Origin of the sequence: Pseudomonas sp. S06B 330, from assembly GCF_002845275.2 — a bacterium.
Taxonomy (GTDB): Bacteria; Pseudomonadota; Gammaproteobacteria; order Pseudomonadales; family Pseudomonadaceae; genus Aquipseudomonas.
Genome location: NZ_CP088149.1, coordinates 5,474,461 through 5,491,329, shown reverse-complemented (window position 1 = coordinate 5,491,329; position 16,869 = coordinate 5,474,461). Strand labels below are relative to the sequence as shown.

Sequence of the window (16,869 nt, the reverse complement as noted above, 5' to 3'; positions counted from 1 at the left end):
CTTACATACGCTCCAGGGTTTCCAGGCCGAGCAGTTCCAGACCTTGCTTGAGGGTGCGGCCAGTCAGGGCTGCCAGGCGCAGGCGGCTCTGCTGTTGTTCAGGGGTTTCGGCGGCCAGGATTGGGCAGTTCTCGTAGAAGCTTGAGAACAGGCCGGCCACGTCATACAGGTACGCGCAGAGAACGTGCGGGGTGCCTTTCTCGGCGACGTTGTTGAGGATTTCACCAAATTGCGCCAAGCGCGCAGCCAGGTCTTGCTCCTGGGCAGCTTGCAGCACGATGTGCCCGTCCACTTCATCAAAGCTTTTGCCCAGCTTGCGGAACACGCCAGCGACGCGGGTGTAGGCGTACAGCAGGTACGGCGCAGTGTTGCCTTCGAAGTTGAGCATCAGTTCAAAGTTGAAGCTGTAGTCGCTGGTCCGGTGCTTGGACAAGTCGGCATATTTCACCGCGTCGATGCCCACCACTTGGCCGATAGCGCGCAGCTCATCCTCGGGCAGCTCTGGGTTCTTCTCTTTGACCAGGGCGTAGGCGCGCTCTTTGGCTTCGGTGAGCAGGTCGATCAGCTTCACCGTGCCGCCGTCGCGGGTCTTGAATGGACGGCCATCAGCGCCGTTCATGGTGCCGAAGCCCATGTGCTCCATCTGCATCGGGTGGCCGACGAAGCCAGCCAGGCGGGCTACTTCGAACACCTGGTTGAAGTGCAGGGCCTGACGCTGGTCGACGAAATACAGGGCGCGGTCAGCCTTGAGTACGTTGCTGCGGTAGCGCACGGCAGCCAGGTCGGTGGTGGCGTACAGATAGCCACCGTCGGCTTTCTGCACGATTACCGGCAGTGGCTCGCCCTCGGCGGTCTTGAATTCGTCGAGGAACACGCACTGGGCGCCCTTGCTTTCAACCAGCAGACCTTTGGCCTTGAGGTCATTGATGACATTTTCGAGGTCATCGTTATAGGCGCTTTCGCCCATGACGTCGGCCATGGTCAGTTTGACGTTCAGCAGTTCGTAGGTTTTCTGGCAGTGTGACAGCGAGATGTCCTTGAAGCGGGTCCACAGCTTCAGGCATTCCTCGTCGCCAGCTTGCAGCTTGACCACCAGGCCGCGGGCGCGGTCAGCGAACTCTTCGGACTCGTCGAAGCGCTTTTTCGCCGCACGGTAGAAGTTCTCCAGATCCGACAGCTCGTCGCTGGTGATCGGGTTTTCCTGCAGGTAGGCCATCAGCATGCCGAACTGAGTGCCCCAGTCGCCGACGTGGTTCTGGCGGATCACGGTGTCACCGAGAAACTCCAGTACGCGCGACACGGCATCGCCAATGATGGTCGAACGCAAGTGGCCAACGTGCATCTCTTTGGCCAGGTTAGGAGCCGACAGGTCGACCACCACCTTTTGCTGCGGGCCAGCCTTGGTAACGCCCAGCTTGGCATCGGCCAGTGCGGCGTCCAGGCGAGCAGCCAGGGCCTGGGTGTTCTGGAAGAAGTTCAGAAAGCCCGGGCCGGCGATCTCGACCTTGCTCACCTGCTCGTCGGCAGGCAGCGTGGCGATGATTTTCTCTGCCAGGTCACGGGGCTTCATGCCGGCAGGCTTGGCCAGCATCATGGCGATGTTGCTGGCGAAGTCGCCGTGGGTTTTGTCCCGGGCGTTTTCCACCTGGATCGCCGGCGTCAGCCCTTCAGGCAACACACCGTCGGTGACGAGTTGGGTGAGGGCTTGCTGGATTAGCTGGCGAATGGTGTCTTTCATGGGCTTCTCTTTCGACCGCAAGCGCGGCGGCGCTTCGATGCGCAGGTGGAAAAACTGGACATTATCCGTTGCCGGGGGCTAGTTGCCAACCTTTGGGGGAATGCTTGTTGCTTGATGCATCAATACAGGTCAACTGGGTCTACATCTAAAGACCAGCGCACCTGGCGCCCGGACGGCATCTGTTCCAACAGTAGCAACCAGGCGCTGATCAGTCGATGCAAAGGCGCCCGTGCATTGGCCTGGAGCAATAGTTGTGCACGAAAACGTCCCGCACGTCGTTCCATCGGCGCCGGTACCGGGCCGAGCAGCTCGATGCCTTGCAGGTTGTGATCGGCCAGCAACTGCTCGGCAGCGCTGCAGGCTTCATCGAGAAAACTTTCGGCTTGCCCTGGTTTATGCGCTTCTGCCCGCAGCAGCGCCAAGTGGGCGAACGGTGGCAGCCCCGCGGCGCGTCGCTCGCTCAGGGCTTGCTCGGCAAAGGCGAAGTAGCCCTGTTCGGTCAGTTGCACCAACAATGGGTGGTCGGCCAGGTGGGTCTGGATGATCACCTTGCCAGGCTCTTCGGCCCGCCCGGCGCGCCCGGCAACCTGAACGATAAGCTGGGCCATGCGTTCACTGGCGCGAAAGTCACCGGAGAACAGGCCACCATCGGCATCGAGAATCGCCACCAGGGTCACCCGTGGAAAGTGGTGACCTTTGGCCAGCATCTGAGTGCCGACCAGGATGCACGGCTGGCCGCGCTGGATGGTTGTAAACAACTGGTTCATGGCGTCTTTACGCGACGTGCTGTCGCGGTCCACGCGCAGTACCGGAAAATCAGGAAACAGAATGCTCAGGCGTTCTTCGGCACGCTCGGTACCGGCACCTACTGGGCGCAGGTCGACCATGTTGCACTGCGGGCATTGGCGCGGCACCCGCTCGTCATACCCACAGTGGTGGCAGCGCAGCTCGTTGGAGCGTTGATGCACGGTCATACGCGCATCGCAGCGCGGGCACTCGGACATCCAGCCGCAGTCGTGGCAAAGCAGCGTCGGGGCAAAGCCGCGGCGGTTGAGGAACACCAATACCTGCTGGCCGGCAGCCAGAGTCTGACCGATGGCCTGTTGCATCGGTCCGCTGATGCCACTGTCCAGTGGCCGGCTCTTCACATCCAGGCGCAGAAAGCGCGGCTGTTGGGCCCCGCCGGCGCGTTGGGTGAGGCGCAGCAGGCCGTAGCGGCCGCTGTGGGCGTTGTGCAGGCTTTCCAGAGACGGCGTTGCCGAGCCGAGCAGGATCGGGATGTTCTCCTGGCGCGCCCGCACCAGGGCCAGGTCGCGGGCATGGTAGCGCAGGCCTTCCTGCTGTTTATAGGAGCCGTCGTGCTCTTCATCGATGATGATCAGGCCGGGGTGCTTCATCGGCGTGAACAGCGCCGAGCGGGTGCCGATGATGATGTCGGCCTCGCCATCGCGGGCAGCCAGCCAGGCATCCAGGCGCTCGCGGTCATTGACGGCTGAGTGCAGCAAGGCGATACGGGCGTTGAAGCGCTGCTCGAAGCGCGCCAGGGTCTGCGGCCCGAGGTTGATTTCCGGAATCAGGATCAGTGCCTGCTTGCCCGCTTCCAGGGTTTCGCGGATCAGTTGCAGGTAGACTTCGGTCTTACCGCTGCCGGTGACCCCGGCCAGCAGGAAGGCATGAAAACTGTCGAAGCCCGAGCGTACGGCATTGAAGGCGGCGCGTTGTTCGTCGTTGAGCGGCAGCTCAGGCTGTGCCAGCCAGTGTTCATGACGCTCCTGAGGTAGATGGCGGCGCACCTCGACCTCGACCAACTCCTTGGCCAGCAGTAGGTCGAGGCTGTCCTTGCTCAGCATCAGTTTGCTCAGCAGGGTGTGGGCGACGCCGTGAGGGTGTTGCGCCAAGGTTGCCAAGGCTTCGCGCTGGCGAGGCGCGCGGGCGATCCGTGGGTCGTCCAGGCGTGCGCTGGGGGCGATCTGCCAAAAGCGCTCTTGGCGTGCTTCGGCCGGCTCGCCTTGGCGCAATAGCACTGGCAGAGCCCAGCTCAGGGTGTCACCAAGGCTGTGTTGGTAATACTGGGCTGTCCACAGGCACAGCTTGAACAAGGCCGGAGGCAATGGCGAGACGGGGTCGAGCAGAGCAATCGCCGGCTTTAGTTTGTCCGCCGGGACTTCACTCTTGTCGGTGATCTCGATCAGGATGCCGATCATTTCCCGTCGCCCGAACGGCACGCGAATGCGCATGCCGGGGCTCAGCGCCTGGCGCGCCATGCTCGCCGGGGCCCTGTAGTCGAACAGTCGCCGCAAGGGCGAGGGCAGGGCAAGGCGCAGAATGACGTCGGACACGCGAAGAGTTCTCTGAAGGGGTTCCAAGACCCGGCGAGCCTAGCAGACGACAGCCGGTGCAAGCGACAACTTGCGTTGAGAGCATGCTCTGGTATTATTCGCCGCCTAATTACGTGCGGTATTCAACAATGGTGTTGGGTGGCGGCACGCAGTCGAGGAAGTGACCATGAAGCCAGAAATTCACCCGAATTACGAAGTAATCGCAGTCACCTGCAGCTGCGGTAACAAGTTCGAAACTCGTTCGACCCTGTGCGCCCCGCTGGGTACTGACGTTTGCAACGAGTGCCACCCGTTCTACACCGGTAAGCAGAAGACTCTGGATACCGGCGGCCGCGTCAAGCGCTTCGAAGATCGCTTCGCAGCGTTCGGCAGCAAGAAGTAAGATTGCGCGTCGCTGGCCCCTCGGGCTTGGCAATGCTGCTGAAAAAGGCGTCCCTTGTGGGCGCCTTTTTTGTGGGCGCCATATGGCAGTTATCGGCACAGGCCTTCTGCCCGACCCCGATCGATCCCCAGCGCGTGAGCGTTAGTCAGGTGGTCGACGGCGACACCTTGCGTCTGAAAGATGGGCGCAGCGTTCGTCTTATTGGCATCAATGCCCCCGAGATCGGTCGCAAAGACAAAACCAGCGAGCCCTTCGCCGAAGCCGCGCGTCAGCGCCTGCAATCATTGGTCAAGGCCAGTCGTGGCGAAGTAGGGCTGGTGCTGGGTGTCGAGTCTAAAGACAAGTATGGGCGCACCCTGGCGCACATCTATGGCCGCTCTGGTGACAATTTCGAAGCACAGCTACTGAGTGAGGGCCTTGGCTACCGCGTAGCCGTGGCACCGAATGTCAGCCTGACGGACTGTCAGCAGCAAGCCGAGCGTGCCGCTCGTCAGTTGGGTGCGGGGGTGTGGCGCCAAACACCGGTTATTCCAGCGGCACAGGTGCGGCAATCTGGCTTTGCGCTGATCAGCGGTAAAGTCATGGGTATCGACCGCAATCGCGGCGGAGTCTGGATCGAAATTGACGATTCGCTGGTCGTTCAGGTGCCGGCACGGTTGCAGCGCAACTTCCCTGCTTCTTTCTTCGAAGGGCTTAAAGGGCGCACTGTTGAAGTCCGAGGTTGGGTGCTGGATCGTTCCCGCAAAGGCGGGTTGAAAGCCGGGCAGAAGCGCTGGTTGCTGCCATTGACCGATCCTTCGATGCTGGAATGGGTGCAAAGATAAAAAATTGTGGACATTTTTTTATTCGATTGTACACATTGAAACCCTTGCAGGCCGTGGCTCTTGGCGGAAAGTCGTAGGTTAAAGGCCTTGACACAAGTGACCGACCAGTCTTGTAGGCCCTTTGCTCTTTGCGTATCCTCGGCGGTCCGTCAGAACAGTAAATAGCGGAATGCCCACCATGTCAGATTTGAAAACTGCCGCTCTCGAATATCATGCTCAGCCTCGTCCGGGGAAACTGAGCGTCGAGCTCACCAAACCTACCGCGACTGCTCGCGACCTGGCGCTGGCCTACAGCCCTGGCGTGGCTGAGCCGGTACGTGAAATTGGTCGCGATCCGGAGCTGGCCTACAAGTACACCGGCAAGGGCAATCTGGTAGCAGTCATTTCCGACGGCACCGCCATTCTTGGCCTGGGTAACCTGGGTCCACTGGCCTCCAAGCCGGTCATGGAAGGCAAGGGTGTTCTGTTCAAGCGTTTTGCTGGCATCGACGTTTTCGACATCGAAGTCGACTCCGAAAGCCCGCAAGCCTTCATCGACACCGTCAAGCGCATCTCCATCACCTTCGGTGGCATCAACCTGGAAGACATCAAGGCACCTGAGTGCTTTGAAATCGAGCGCGCGCTGATCGAACAGTGCGACATCCCGGTGTTCCACGATGACCAGCACGGCACTGCGATCGTTACCGCTGCCGGCATGATCAACGCCCTGGAAATTGCTGGCAAAACCCTGGCTGACGCCAAGATCGTCTGCCTGGGCGCTGGCGCTGCAGCCATCTCCTGCATGAAGTTGCTGGTGAGCATGGGTGCGAGCATCGAGAACATCTTCATGGTTGACCGTACTGGCGTGATCCACGCTGGCCGTGACGACCTGAACCAGTACAAGGCGGTCTTCGCCCACGCTACCGACAAGCGCACCCTGGCTGATGCCCTGGACGGCGCTGACGTATTCGTTGGTCTGTCCGGCCCGAACCTGCTGAGCGCTGAAGGCCTGAAGTCGATGGCGCCAAACCCAATCGTCTTCGCTTGCTCCAACCCTGATCCGGAAATCGCTCCAGAACTGGCTCACGCTACCCGTAGCGACGTGATCATGGCCACCGGTCGTTCCGACTACCCGAACCAGGTCAACAACGTTCTGGGCTTCCCATTCATCTTCCGTGGTGCTCTGGACGTTCGCGCCAAGCGCATCAACGAAGAGATGAAAATCGCTGCGGCCAACGCTCTGAAAGACCTGGCCAAGCTGCCAGTGCCGAAGGAAGTGTGTGCAGCTTATGGCGTTGATGCCCTGGAGTTCGGTCGTGAGTACATCATTCCGAAGCCAATGGATGCACGCCTGATCACCGTCGTTTCCGATGCTGTGGCCAAGGCTGCAATCGAGACCGGTGTGGCAACCCTGCCGTATCCGAAGAACTACCCGCTCACCAGCGTGGATGACGTGTTCAACGGCTAAGCCGTTGTAGCGTTGTAACAAAAAGCCCCGGCTCGCAAGAGTCGGGGCTTTTTGTTGGGGGTGTGTTTGGCTGGCCCCGTGAAACGGCCGTAAAGCCTGGCTGCCGCGATTGGCCAGGCCCAGTGAGGTGCCTGAGTTGCGACTGCGCTGCAGTCGATCGCAGTCTCGTGCCTCGGCAGCGGCTACAGCAAGTGGCCTGCCTGTCAGAACAGATCGATCGGCGCCGCTTCATCCGCTGGCAGTGGGCTGCCCGGTGCCGAGCCACCCAGCTCGTTCACTGAGGGTGGCGTGTCCTCGGCCTTGAACAGCTCAAAGTAAGCATTAGGCGTGCTCGGTGTGGCCGCCCGGCCGCTGACTGGATCAATTCGCAAGCTGAGGATGCCTTCCGGTTCGGCCGGGGCGTGGTTGGGCTTGTCTTTGAGCGCGGCACCCATGAAGTTCATCCAGATCGGCAGCGCCACCGTACCACCGTATTCACGGCGGCCCAGGGTTTCCGGCTGGTCGAAGCCGCTCCATACGGTGGTCACCAGGTCGGCGTTGTAGCCGGAGAACCAGGCATCTTTGGATTCGTTGGTGGTACCGGTCTTACCAGCCAGGTCGGTGCGGCCCAGGGCCAGGGCGCGCCGCCCGGTCCCGCGCTTGATCACATCCTGGAGCATGCTGGTGAGGATGTAGGTGGTCCGGGCATCGACGATACGCTCAGCCACCGCTGGCGGCTGCGCAATGGCGGGGTCGTTGCTGGCAGTTGCGGCAGCAGCTTCGCCGGGCAGTTGGATGCTGATCGGGGTTTCAGGAGCAGCAATGCCGGCTTCGGCCTGTTCGGCTTGTGGCACCCGTGGAGGGTTGGCTGTGAACAGGGTTTCGCCGTTGCGGCTCTCGATGCGTTCGATCAGGTACGGGGTAATTTTGTAGCCACCGTTGGCAAAGGTGCTCCAGCCCGTGGCGATTTCCATTGGCGTCAGGGTGGCGGTACCCAAGGCTAGGGACAGGTTGGGCGGAAGGTCCTGCTTGTTGAAGCCAAACTTGCTGATGTAGTCGATCGTCCTGCCGACACCCATGGCCTGCAGCAGGCGGATCGACACCAGGTTGCGCGACTTGTACAGCGCTTCACGCATGCGGATTGGGCCAAGGAAGGTGTTGGTGTCGTTCTTCGGGCGCCAGACCTTGTCGAGGTACTCGTCGACGAACACGATCGGTGCATCGTTGACCATGGTGGCAGCGGTGTAGCCACTATCCAGAGCCGCGCTGTAGACGAATGGCTTGAAGCTTGAGCCCGGCTGGCGCTTGGCCTGCATGGCGCGGTTGTAATTGCTTTGCTCGAAGGAGAAGCCACCGACCAGCGCACGGATAGCACCGCTGTTGGGGTCCAGCGAGACCAGTGCGCTTTGCGCTCCAGGAACCTGACTGAATTTCAGGCTGCCGTCGTCCAGGCGCTGAACGCGGATCAGGTCACCGACTTTGGCGACATCGGCAGGCTGTTGCGGCGCACGGCCCTGGCTGTTGGTATTGAGGAACGGGCGTGCCCATTTCATCGTTTCCCAGGCTACGGTTTCCAGCTTGTCGGCGCGGGTCAACACCTGCAGGCCCGTTTTGTCGACTTGGGTGACGATCACGGGCTCCAGGCCGCCCAGTGGGCGCTGTTTGCTCAGTTCCTGCATCCACTGCTCGTGGGTCTTGCCCGGGAAGCGAGCTTCAGGACCGCGATAGCCATGGCGCTCATCGTAGGCGCTCAAACCGTCGAGTACGGCTTTGTTGGCGATTTCCTGAAGGTCGCTAGGCACGGTGGTGGTGACCCGGAAGCCTTCGGTATAGGCATCGCTGCCATAACGGCCAACCATTTCGGCGCGGGCCATCTCGGCAATGTAAGGCGCACTGACTTCAGGGGTCGGTACGTGATAACTGGCATTGATGGGTTCGGCCAAGGCAGCCTGATAGCTGGCTTGATCAATTTTGCCCAGCTTGTACATGCGCCCGAGGATCCAGTCACGGCGCTCTTTGGCGCGCACCGGGTTGGCCAGCGGGTTGAAGCGCGACGGCGCCTTGGGCAGGCCGGCAATCATCGCCATTTGGGCCAGGCTGATGTCACGGATCGATTTACCGTAGTAGACCTGTGCTGCGGCTTCGATGCCGTAGGCACGGTTACCCAGGTAGATCTTGTTGACGTACAGCTCGAGGATCTCGTCCTTGGTCAGCTCGCGTTCGATCTGCAAGGCCAGGAGGATTTCGTTGGTTTTGCGCGAGAAGCTACGTTCGCTGCTGAGGAAGAAGTTCTTCGCCACTTGCATGGTGATGGTGCTGCCGCCGGTTTGAATGTGCCCGGACTTAAGCAATTGTGTTGCAGCACGCATCAAACTACTCGGGTCGACCCCGTAGTGGTTGGCGAAATTGTCGTCTTCGGCTGACAGCAAAGCCTGGATGAAATGCGGTGGAATGTCGGCGAAACGGATGGGAGATCGCCGCATTTCGCCAAACTCGGCGATTAGCTTTCCGTCACTGCTGTAGACCCGCAAAGGGATCTGCAACTGGATGCTTCTGAGGGCCTCTACCGAGGGCAAGCTGGGGCTAAGATACAGAAACGCGCCGCTCAGACCGAGCAGGAGAGCGCAAATGACTGCGACGAAAGACCACCAGAAGAACTTCAGCAGGCGTATCAAGGCTTTTGGGCGTCCAGGTAAAAGAGTGGGTTGCGCGCAGGGCCAGCGGACAAGGAAAAACGCTGGGCATTATAAGCATTTTTCGCACGGGCGCGTTATCGGCGCGCCCGTCTAGGAATCAGCCAGGTTTGACGGGAGCAATGCCCTGTTGACGGCTGCAATCAAGGAAAAACCGATGCTTGGACGCTTGGGCAAGGATGCCAGTTCACTTCTGGGGGTGGAAATTACCCCTCCGTTCATCAGGCTGGTGCGCCTGCACCGACACCGCGGGCGTTACAGCGTGCAAGCCTGGGCCCTCGAGTCGCTGCCGGCGACAGCTATGCACAATGGGTGGATCAGTGATCCTGAACAGGTTGGCATGGCATTGCTCAAGGCTGTGCGGCGCAGTGTCGGGCAGGGGCGGCGCGCTGCCATTGCTCTGCCGGGCGGGTTGGTGATCGAGAAGCGGGTGTCGATGCCAGCCGATTTTGATGAGCATGCCATCATCGAGAACCTGCCCAGTGAAGCTGCTCAGTTTGTGCCCTTTGCCTTTGAGGATGCAGCAATCGACTTTGAGGTCATAGGCCTTGATGCTGATGACCCACAGCGTCAGCACGTTGTCGTAGCCGTCTGCCATCTGGCTTTGCTGGATGTGCTGCAGGCCAGCCTTGAGTCCGCAGGTCTGCAGGCCTGCGTGGTTGAGCCTGACAGTCATGCTTTGCGCCGAGCGGTGCATTTCGATGGCGCGCCCGACAGCTTGTTATTGCAAGTCGAAGCCGATGCCGTGGTCTTCCATGAAGGAGGGGCTGGAGGCGTACCGCTGCGTCGTGAGGTCCCCTTGCATGACCAACGCGACCTTGCGCAGGCGTTGGTGTCGGCTGTGGATAACTACTTGCTGGCCAGCCCAGGCAGGAGGTTACCCGACCAGTTGCTGCTCTCGGGGGCGGGAGTGGGGGATCAGCACTTGCCTGCACAGCTAAAGCAGCGCCTGGGTATGGGGGTGCACCATGTCGACCCCTTCAAGCATTTGACCCTGGCGCCCGGCCTGGAGGCTCGATCGTTGATGGCACAGGCTCCAAGCCTTGCGATCGCGTGTGGCCTGGCAATGCGGGAGGGCGATCGATGCCTGGATTAAACCTGCTGCCTTGGCGTGAGCAGCAGCGCAATGTCCAGATTCGACGCTTTCAAGTGTTGTTGTTGGGTGTGGTCATAGTGGCCGGCTTGATAACCTGGTTGACGGATTACTTGGGGCGTCAGGTGCAGCACCGGCGAATCCTTGAAGACACCTCGATTCGACAGGCCATCGAGCGCTTCGATGCGCAACTGGCCCAGCTAACGCAGCACAAGGAAGAGCAGAGGCAGGTGCAGTACAGGCTACAGCAGCTGGATGATCTACAGCGCAGGCGTTGGCTGCTGGTCGATCTTCTGGAACAGCTTGAGCGTGCAGTGCCTCCGGGGGTGTACCTCACGACGGTTACTCGCCAAGAGGCGCGTCTGCACATCCACGGGCTGGCTCGCTCGGGCTCGCAGGTTGCGCAACTGTTGCGCAATCTGTCTGGGGCGCTTGGGGAAGTCGATATGCAGCAGATGAAGGCGGTGGATGAGGGTCAGGCGTTCGAATTAAGCGTGGCCTTGCGGGGCGAACATTGAGCGTGTGGATCGTGGCTCGATGGCAACACCTGGCGGGTGGCTCGCGAATCCGGCGAGCAGCCCTCTTAGGGGTGGGGCTGGTGTTGATGCTGGGACTGGCATACGTCACTCATTTGCACGCGCTGCTCATCGAGATTGAGAAAGGTGCTGAGCATTCGCAGCGATTGCAGATCGAGCAGGCAGACAAGGCCCAGCGCGCGCAGGCACTGGCTGTTCACGAGGCACAGTTGGCCAAGGCCTATCAGCACCTTGATGAATCACACTGGAGGTTGGCCGCAGGAGGAGGGGTCGCCGACTTACTGGAAGACATTGCTCATCAGGGGCAATCCGATGGCGTGTTCATTGAGCAGGTCGAGCTGTTGCCGGAAATCGCTCATGACCATCACATCGAATTGCCCATGCAGTTGCATTTGCGCGGTACATATGTGGCCTTGGCAACGTTCGTCCAAGGCCTGAGCCAGCGACCTCGACTCATCACCCCGCACGACTTCTCTATGTCACCAGCACAGGCGAGTGGCCCGCCAGGGCTACGGCTGCAGGTACTCGCCAGCGCCTATCGAAGCCGGGTGCAGCGAGCGGCTTCTATGCCGTCAGGGCTTGCCCTGGAGCCTGTTCGGCCTTTGCCGAGTGTTTCGCGCAGTCCGTTCGAGCCGCCGCCGGCAATGCAGCCTCGTCAGTACCTGGAAACCTTATCGTTAGATCAATTTGAGCTGATTGGCAGCCTTGCGCGTGGTGAGCTTCGTTTTGCGTTGCTGCGGGTGGCTGGCGTTGTGCACCGCCTGCAAGTGGGCGATCGACTGGGGCGTGATAGTGGTCGGATTGTGAGTATCGAGGAGCAGCGTGTCGACGTCGCAGAGGAAGTTTTCGTGCCGGGGAAGGGTTGGCTCGTGCGTCATCGAGCGTTGAGCCTGAAAGCGCCTGCCGGCGCGTGATAGCAGGGCGAACCAGGGAGGTCGCAGATGAGGGCAAAATGGAGCGTGGCGGTAGCTGCAATGGTGTTTTCGCTGCAGGCCGTCAGTGAAGTTTCAGTCAGTAGCGTTTCACCGGGCGAGCCGTTGTCATTGAACTTCCAGGATGTCGAGGTTCGCTCGGTGTTACAGGTGCTGGCCGATTTTTCCGGGGTTAATCTGGTCGCCAGCGATGCGGTGCAGGGCAGGGTGACCCTACGCCTGCAGGATGTGCCGTGGGAGCAGGCTCTGGACTTGGTGCTGCGCAGCAAGGGCTTGGAGAAACGCACCGAAGGCAATGTGTTGCTGGTGGCACCTATCGGCGAGCTCTCTGGGCATGAGCGGCAACTGCTGGAAGGGCGCCAACAGGTAGCGGGCTTGGCGCCCACACGACGTGAGTTGCTGGCGATCCACTATGCCCAGGCTAAGGATATAGCCGCCGTGTTCCAGTCACTGATGGATAACGATCCCCACGACTTTGCTCAGGGTGCATTGAGTGTCGATGAGCGAACCAACACCCTGATCGCCCGCCAGACACCGGAACGACTGGAGGTGCTGCGCCAGTTGATCGCGCGACTGGATGTGCCCGTACGGCAGGTGATGATCGAGGCGCGGATTGTCGAGGCTAACGTCGACTACGAGCGAAGCCTGGGCGTGCGCTGGGGGGCAGAGGTGAATTTAGGAGGTGGTCTGGTGTTGGGCGGTGGCGACACCTTTGTCGACCTTGGTGCAGAGCGGGCCACCTCGGCGATTGGGCTGGGCCTGGTGCGCGATAACCTGTTGTTGGACCTGGAGCTCAGTGCCATGGAGAAATCCGGCAACGGTGAAATCATTTCCCAGCCCAAGGTAGTGACTGCCGACAAGGAAACCGCGCGGATCCTCAAGGGCACCGAAGTGCCCTATCAGGAAACCAGTGGCAGCGGCGCTACGTCGGTGACCTTCCGTGAAGCGTCGCTGTCGTTGGAGGTGACGCCGCAGATAACCCCGGACAACCGGGTGATCATGGCCGTCAAGGTCACCAAGGATGAACCGGACTACCTCAACGCCCTGGCCCAGGTGCCGCCGATCAGGAAGAACGAGGTAAACGCCAAGGTTCGCGTCAGCGATGGCGAGACCATCGTGATTGGCGGCGTGTACTCAACGGTGCAAAGTAAAGTTGTCGACAAGGTGCCATTTTTCGGCGATGTGCCGTATGTTGGGCGGCTGTTTCGTCGCGATGTTCTACAAGAGAAAAAATCCGAGCTGCTGGTCTTCCTGACTCCGCGTATCATGAGTGACCAGGCGATTGCTGTGAGTCGTTGATTCTGTGCGAAATTTGATACTTGTGGGGCCCATGGGTGCTGGTAAAAGCACCATCGGTCGCCTGTTAGCCAAAGAGCTGCGCCTGCCGTTCAAAGATTCCGACAAGGAAATTGAACTGCGCACTGGCGCCAATATCCCGTGGATCTTCGACAAGGAAGGCGAACCGGGCTTTCGAGACCGTGAGCAGGCGATGATCGCCGAGCTGTGCGCTTTTGACGGCGTGGTTCTGGCCACCGGTGGAGGCGCGGTGATGCGCGATGCCAATCGCCAGGCCCTGCATGCTGGAGGACGGGTGGTGTACTTGCACGCCTCGGTCGAGCAGCAGGTCGGGCGCACCGCGCGTGACCGCAACCGGCCGTTGCTGCGTACGGCCAATCCGGAAGCGACCTTGCGCGCCTTGCTGGAGGTTCGTGATCCGCTCTACCGCGAGATCGCTGACCTGGTCGTGGAAACCGACGAACGGCCGCCGCGAATGGTCGTGCAGGATATTCTTGAGCGATTGCAGAAGTTGCCGCCCCGTTAAGCCAGGATTATTCTCGGCGACCAGTCATGCCGTGACAGGGCACACCGTTATCGCGCGGGTCGAGCTATCGATGCCGCGCCTTGTTCATTGTGGGGACACATGCAGACACTAAAGGTCGAATTGGGCGAACGTAGCTACCCGATCTACATTGGCGAAGGCCTGCTGGATCAACCCGAGCTGCTGGCGCCGCACATTGCCGGTCGGCAGGTTGCCATTGTGTCCAATGAGACGGTCGCACCCCTCTATCTCGAACGTCTGAGCAAGACCCTGGGTGCCTACTCGGTACTGCCAGTGGTGTTGCCAGACGGCGAAGCGTTCAAGAACTGGGAAACCCTGCAACTGATTTTCGACGCCTTGCTCAGCGCCCGCCATGATCGCCGCACCACGGTGGTCGCCTTGGGCGGTGGGGTGATCGGCGACATGGCCGGGTTTGCCGCAGCCTGCTACCAGCGCGGTGTGGATTTCATCCAGGTGCCCACGACCTTGCTGTCTCAAGTCGACTCTTCAGTGGGCGGCAAGACCGGCATCAACCACCCGCTGGGCAAGAATATGGTCGGCGCCTTCTATCAGCCCAATGCAGTATTGATTGATACCCGCAGCCTTAACTCCTTGCCGCCGCGTGAACTTTCAGCAGGCCTTGCTGAAGTGATCAAGTACGGCCTGATTTGTGACGAACCGTTCCTGGGATGGCTCGAAGCAAATATGGATGCGTTGCGTGGCCTGGATCAGGTTGCCCTGACTGAAGCGATTCGTCGCTCCTGTGCGGCCAAGGCTGCCGTTGTCGGTGCTGATGAGCGTGAGTCTGGCGTGCGAGCCACCCTCAACCTTGGGCATACCTTCGGCCACGCCATCGAAACCCACATGGGGTATGGCGTTTGGTTGCATGGTGAGGCTGTGGCGGCCGGGACGGTGATGGCGCTGGAGATGTCCATGCGCCTGGGCTGGATCAGCCAGCAGGAGCGGGACCGGGGTATTCGTCTGTTCCAGCGTGCCGGTCTGCCGGTCGTGCCACCAGAAGAAATGACCCCTGAGCAGTTCATGGGGCACATGGCAGTAGATAAAAAGGTACTCGACGGTCGTCTGCGTCTGGTCCTGCTGAGCCAAATGGGCGCGGCAGTGGTCACCGACGACTATCCGAAAGAGATTCTTCAGGCCACGTTGGCCGCGGATTACCGCGCAATCGTGGCCCAGCTTTGAGGTTGATGGGAGTTCGATGACTAGTCTGCACGCCGACGAGGCCTTTCTCGGCCATTACCAGTTGAACCATGACCCCTTCGCTGCACGGGTGCCTGGTTTCAAATTCTTCCCAGCCCAACGCAAGCCTGTGCTTGGGCAACTGCACCACCTGGCGCGTTATAGCCAGCTGCTGCTGGTGGTGACCGGCCCGCAGGGCAGCGGCAAGACCTTGCTGCGCCAGGCACTGGTGGCCAGCACCAATAAGCAATCGGTACAAAGTATCGTGGTTTCTGCCCGCGGTGCCAGTGATGCGGCCAGCGTACTTGGCCAGGTGGCTCAGGCGTTGGGTGTGGCTCAGCCGGAAGTCCCCGAGCTGCTGGCCCAGGTCGTGCAATTGGCGCTGACTGGGCAAGAAGTTTATCTGTTGGTGGACGATGCGGAACAACTCGACGAGTCGGCACTCCAAGCCTTGCTGGAGCTGGCGGCGGGTACACCGGAAGGGCGTCCGCATGTATTTCTGTTCGGCGAGCCATCTTTGATCGCCGAGCTGGAAGCGTTCAATGCTGACCTGGAGCGTTTCCATGTCATTGAGCTTGCGCCTTACAGCGAAGATGAAACCCGGGAATACCTCGAGCAGCGCCTGGAAGGTGCCGGGCGCGGTATCGAAGTGTTCACCAGTGAGCAGATTGTCGATATACACCAAAACTCGGATGGCTGGCCTGGAGCAATCAACCAGGTCGCCCGCGATACCTTGATCGAAGCCATGATCGCTAGCCGGACCACGGCCAAGCGACCATCAATGGGGTTCAATATGCCTAAAAAACACGTGCTGGCGTTGTCTGCTGTCGTTGTGGTCGCCGTAGCCGCGGCCGTGCTGATGCCGAAGAAAGGCGATCAGGCACCCACCGCACCTGCAGAACAAGCGCAGTTGCCATTGGGCCAAGGCCAGCCAGGTGATGCCCAGTCCAACAACGGTGGCCCAGCCATCGAGTTCGCGGGCAATTCACAGCCTATGCCGTTGCCGCTGGTAGGCCAGTCGCAGCCGGTCATGCGTGGCCCGCTGGCTGAAGCAGCCGGCATGGGGGAAGGTGAAGAGGGTGGTCCGGCCGGTGACACAGCGCTGCAGCCGCCGACTGTCACCACCATCGCGCCACCTGCTGGCGTTGCCGCCGGCCCGGCACCTGTTCCGGCGCAGCCGATCGCCCAAACGCAGCCAGTGGCGCCAAAGCAGCCGGTTGCACCTGTTGCTAGCAAGCCGGTGGCGCCTGCTGCCAAGCCTGCGCCTACACAGGTTGCAACAGCTAAACCTGCAGCAAAACCTGCCGAGAAGCCTGCAGCCAAGCCGGCTGCCGGTGGTGGTTGGTATGCCGGTCAGAAACCTGGCAACTATGTCGTGCAAATCCTCGGTACCAGCTCCGAAGCGTCTGCCCAGGCCTTCGTCAAAGCCCAGGGTGGCGACTATCGCTACTTCAAGAAAACCTTGCAGGGCAAGCCGCTGTACGTGATCACTTACGGTAGCTTCGCTAGCCGTGATGCAGCGGTGGCTGCAATCAAAGCCTTGCCAGCCAAGGTCCAGGCTGGTAAACCTTGGCCACGTACCGTCGCCAGCGTCCAACAAGAACTGGCCGCGACCCGCTGATAGAGCTTGGTGGCACTACCCCCGCCACCTGCTGAGCGACTCCTGAACTACGGTCAAGCCTGCTGCGTACTGCGCGGCAGGCTTTTCTGTCCCAGACTGCCGGCCACAAGCCCATCTTGCAGTCCAGGCTGAAACGCTTCAGACTCAAGCCATGCCGTTACCACGGCGCACGCTTAAAAACATTCAAAAATGCGACATGGATTTACGACTATTCGTCGTAAATTTGTGGGCTTCCCTGTCGCTGTGCAACAATGGCTCCCCTATTGCCC

Annotated in this window: 13 protein-coding genes; 10 read left to right on the top strand and 3 right to left on the bottom strand. The window is 60.5% G+C overall.

Annotated elements, in window-relative coordinates:
* Position 1: 1 nt before the first annotated feature.
* Complete coding sequence (gene argS, locus CX511_RS24670; protein WP_101293746.1) at positions 2 to 1,738, bottom strand: arginine--tRNA ligase; 1,737 nt, start codon at positions 1,736 to 1,738, stop codon at positions 2 to 4.
* Positions 1,739 to 1,857: 119 nt separating this feature from the next.
* Positions 1,858 to 4,077, bottom strand: a complete 2,220-nt coding sequence (locus CX511_RS24665; protein WP_045181718.1) for a primosomal protein N' — start codon at positions 4,075 to 4,077, stop codon at positions 1,858 to 1,860.
* Positions 4,078 to 4,243: 166 nt separating this feature from the next.
* Between CX511_RS24665 and rpmE the strand changes: the two genes are divergently transcribed.
* The 3 genes from rpmE (at position 4,244) to CX511_RS24650 (ending at position 6,730) form a co-directional block, all read left to right on the top strand.
* Complete coding sequence (gene rpmE, locus CX511_RS24660; protein ID WP_045181720.1) at positions 4,244 to 4,459, top strand: 50S ribosomal protein L31; 216 nt, start codon at positions 4,244 to 4,246, stop codon at positions 4,457 to 4,459.
* A gap of 2 nt (positions 4,460 to 4,461) precedes the next feature.
* The gene (locus tag CX511_RS24655; RefSeq protein ID WP_101293747.1) at positions 4,462 to 5,283 is read left to right on the top strand and encodes a thermonuclease family protein; all 822 of its coding nucleotides are present in this window, start codon (positions 4,462 to 4,464) and stop codon (positions 5,281 to 5,283) included.
* 178 nt (positions 5,284 to 5,461) lie between these two features.
* Positions 5,462 to 6,730 (top strand): malic enzyme-like NAD(P)-binding protein, encoded by a 1,269-nt coding sequence (locus CX511_RS24650; RefSeq protein ID WP_045181725.1) that lies wholly within the window; start codon positions 5,462 to 5,464, stop codon positions 6,728 to 6,730.
* Between the two features lie 203 nt (positions 6,731 to 6,933).
* Here CX511_RS24650 and CX511_RS24645 read toward each other — a convergent pair whose 3' ends face one another.
* Complete coding sequence (locus CX511_RS24645; protein WP_373432752.1) at positions 6,934 to 9,381, bottom strand: penicillin-binding protein 1A; 2,448 nt, start codon at positions 9,379 to 9,381, stop codon at positions 6,934 to 6,936.
* A gap of 178 nt (positions 9,382 to 9,559) precedes the next feature.
* Between CX511_RS24645 and pilM the strand changes: the two genes are divergently transcribed.
* The 7 genes from pilM to CX511_RS24610 all read left to right on the top strand — a co-directional run bounded on the left by pilM (position 9,560) and on the right by CX511_RS24610 (position 16,600).
* A complete protein-coding gene (gene pilM / locus CX511_RS24640; RefSeq protein ID WP_101293748.1) occupies positions 9,560 to 10,498 on the top strand; it encodes a type IV pilus biogenesis protein PilM in 939 nt (312 codons plus the stop codon).
* Positions 10,486 to 11,013 (top strand): PilN domain-containing protein, encoded by a 528-nt coding sequence (locus tag CX511_RS24635; protein WP_101293749.1) that lies wholly within the window; start codon positions 10,486 to 10,488, stop codon positions 11,011 to 11,013. The genes pilM and CX511_RS24635 overlap by 13 nt, the downstream gene beginning before the upstream one ends.
* 11 nt (positions 11,014 to 11,024) lie before the next feature.
* Positions 11,025 to 11,945: a pilus assembly protein PilP gene (locus tag CX511_RS24630; protein ID WP_158240011.1), complete on the top strand. Its 921-nt coding sequence runs from the start codon at positions 11,025 to 11,027 to the stop codon at positions 11,943 to 11,945.
* A 60-nt stretch (positions 11,946 to 12,005) separates the two neighbouring features.
* Entirely contained in the window at positions 12,006 to 13,262 is a 1,257-nt protein-coding gene (locus CX511_RS24625; protein ID WP_052675472.1) for a type IV pilus secretin PilQ, read from the top strand.
* A 4-nt stretch (positions 13,263 to 13,266) separates the two neighbouring features.
* A complete protein-coding gene (aroK, locus tag CX511_RS24620; protein WP_028943928.1) occupies positions 13,267 to 13,785 on the top strand; it encodes a shikimate kinase AroK in 519 nt (172 codons plus the stop codon).
* 99 nt (positions 13,786 to 13,884) lie between these two features.
* On the top strand, positions 13,885 to 14,982 hold the full coding sequence (gene aroB / locus CX511_RS24615; protein ID WP_045181738.1) for a 3-dehydroquinate synthase: 1,098 nt from the start codon (positions 13,885 to 13,887) through the stop codon (positions 14,980 to 14,982).
* A 16-nt stretch (positions 14,983 to 14,998) separates the two neighbouring features.
* A complete protein-coding gene (locus CX511_RS24610; protein ID WP_101293751.1) occupies positions 14,999 to 16,600 on the top strand; it encodes an SPOR domain-containing protein in 1,602 nt (533 codons plus the stop codon).
* The last annotated feature ends 269 nt before the right edge of the window (positions 16,601 to 16,869 follow it).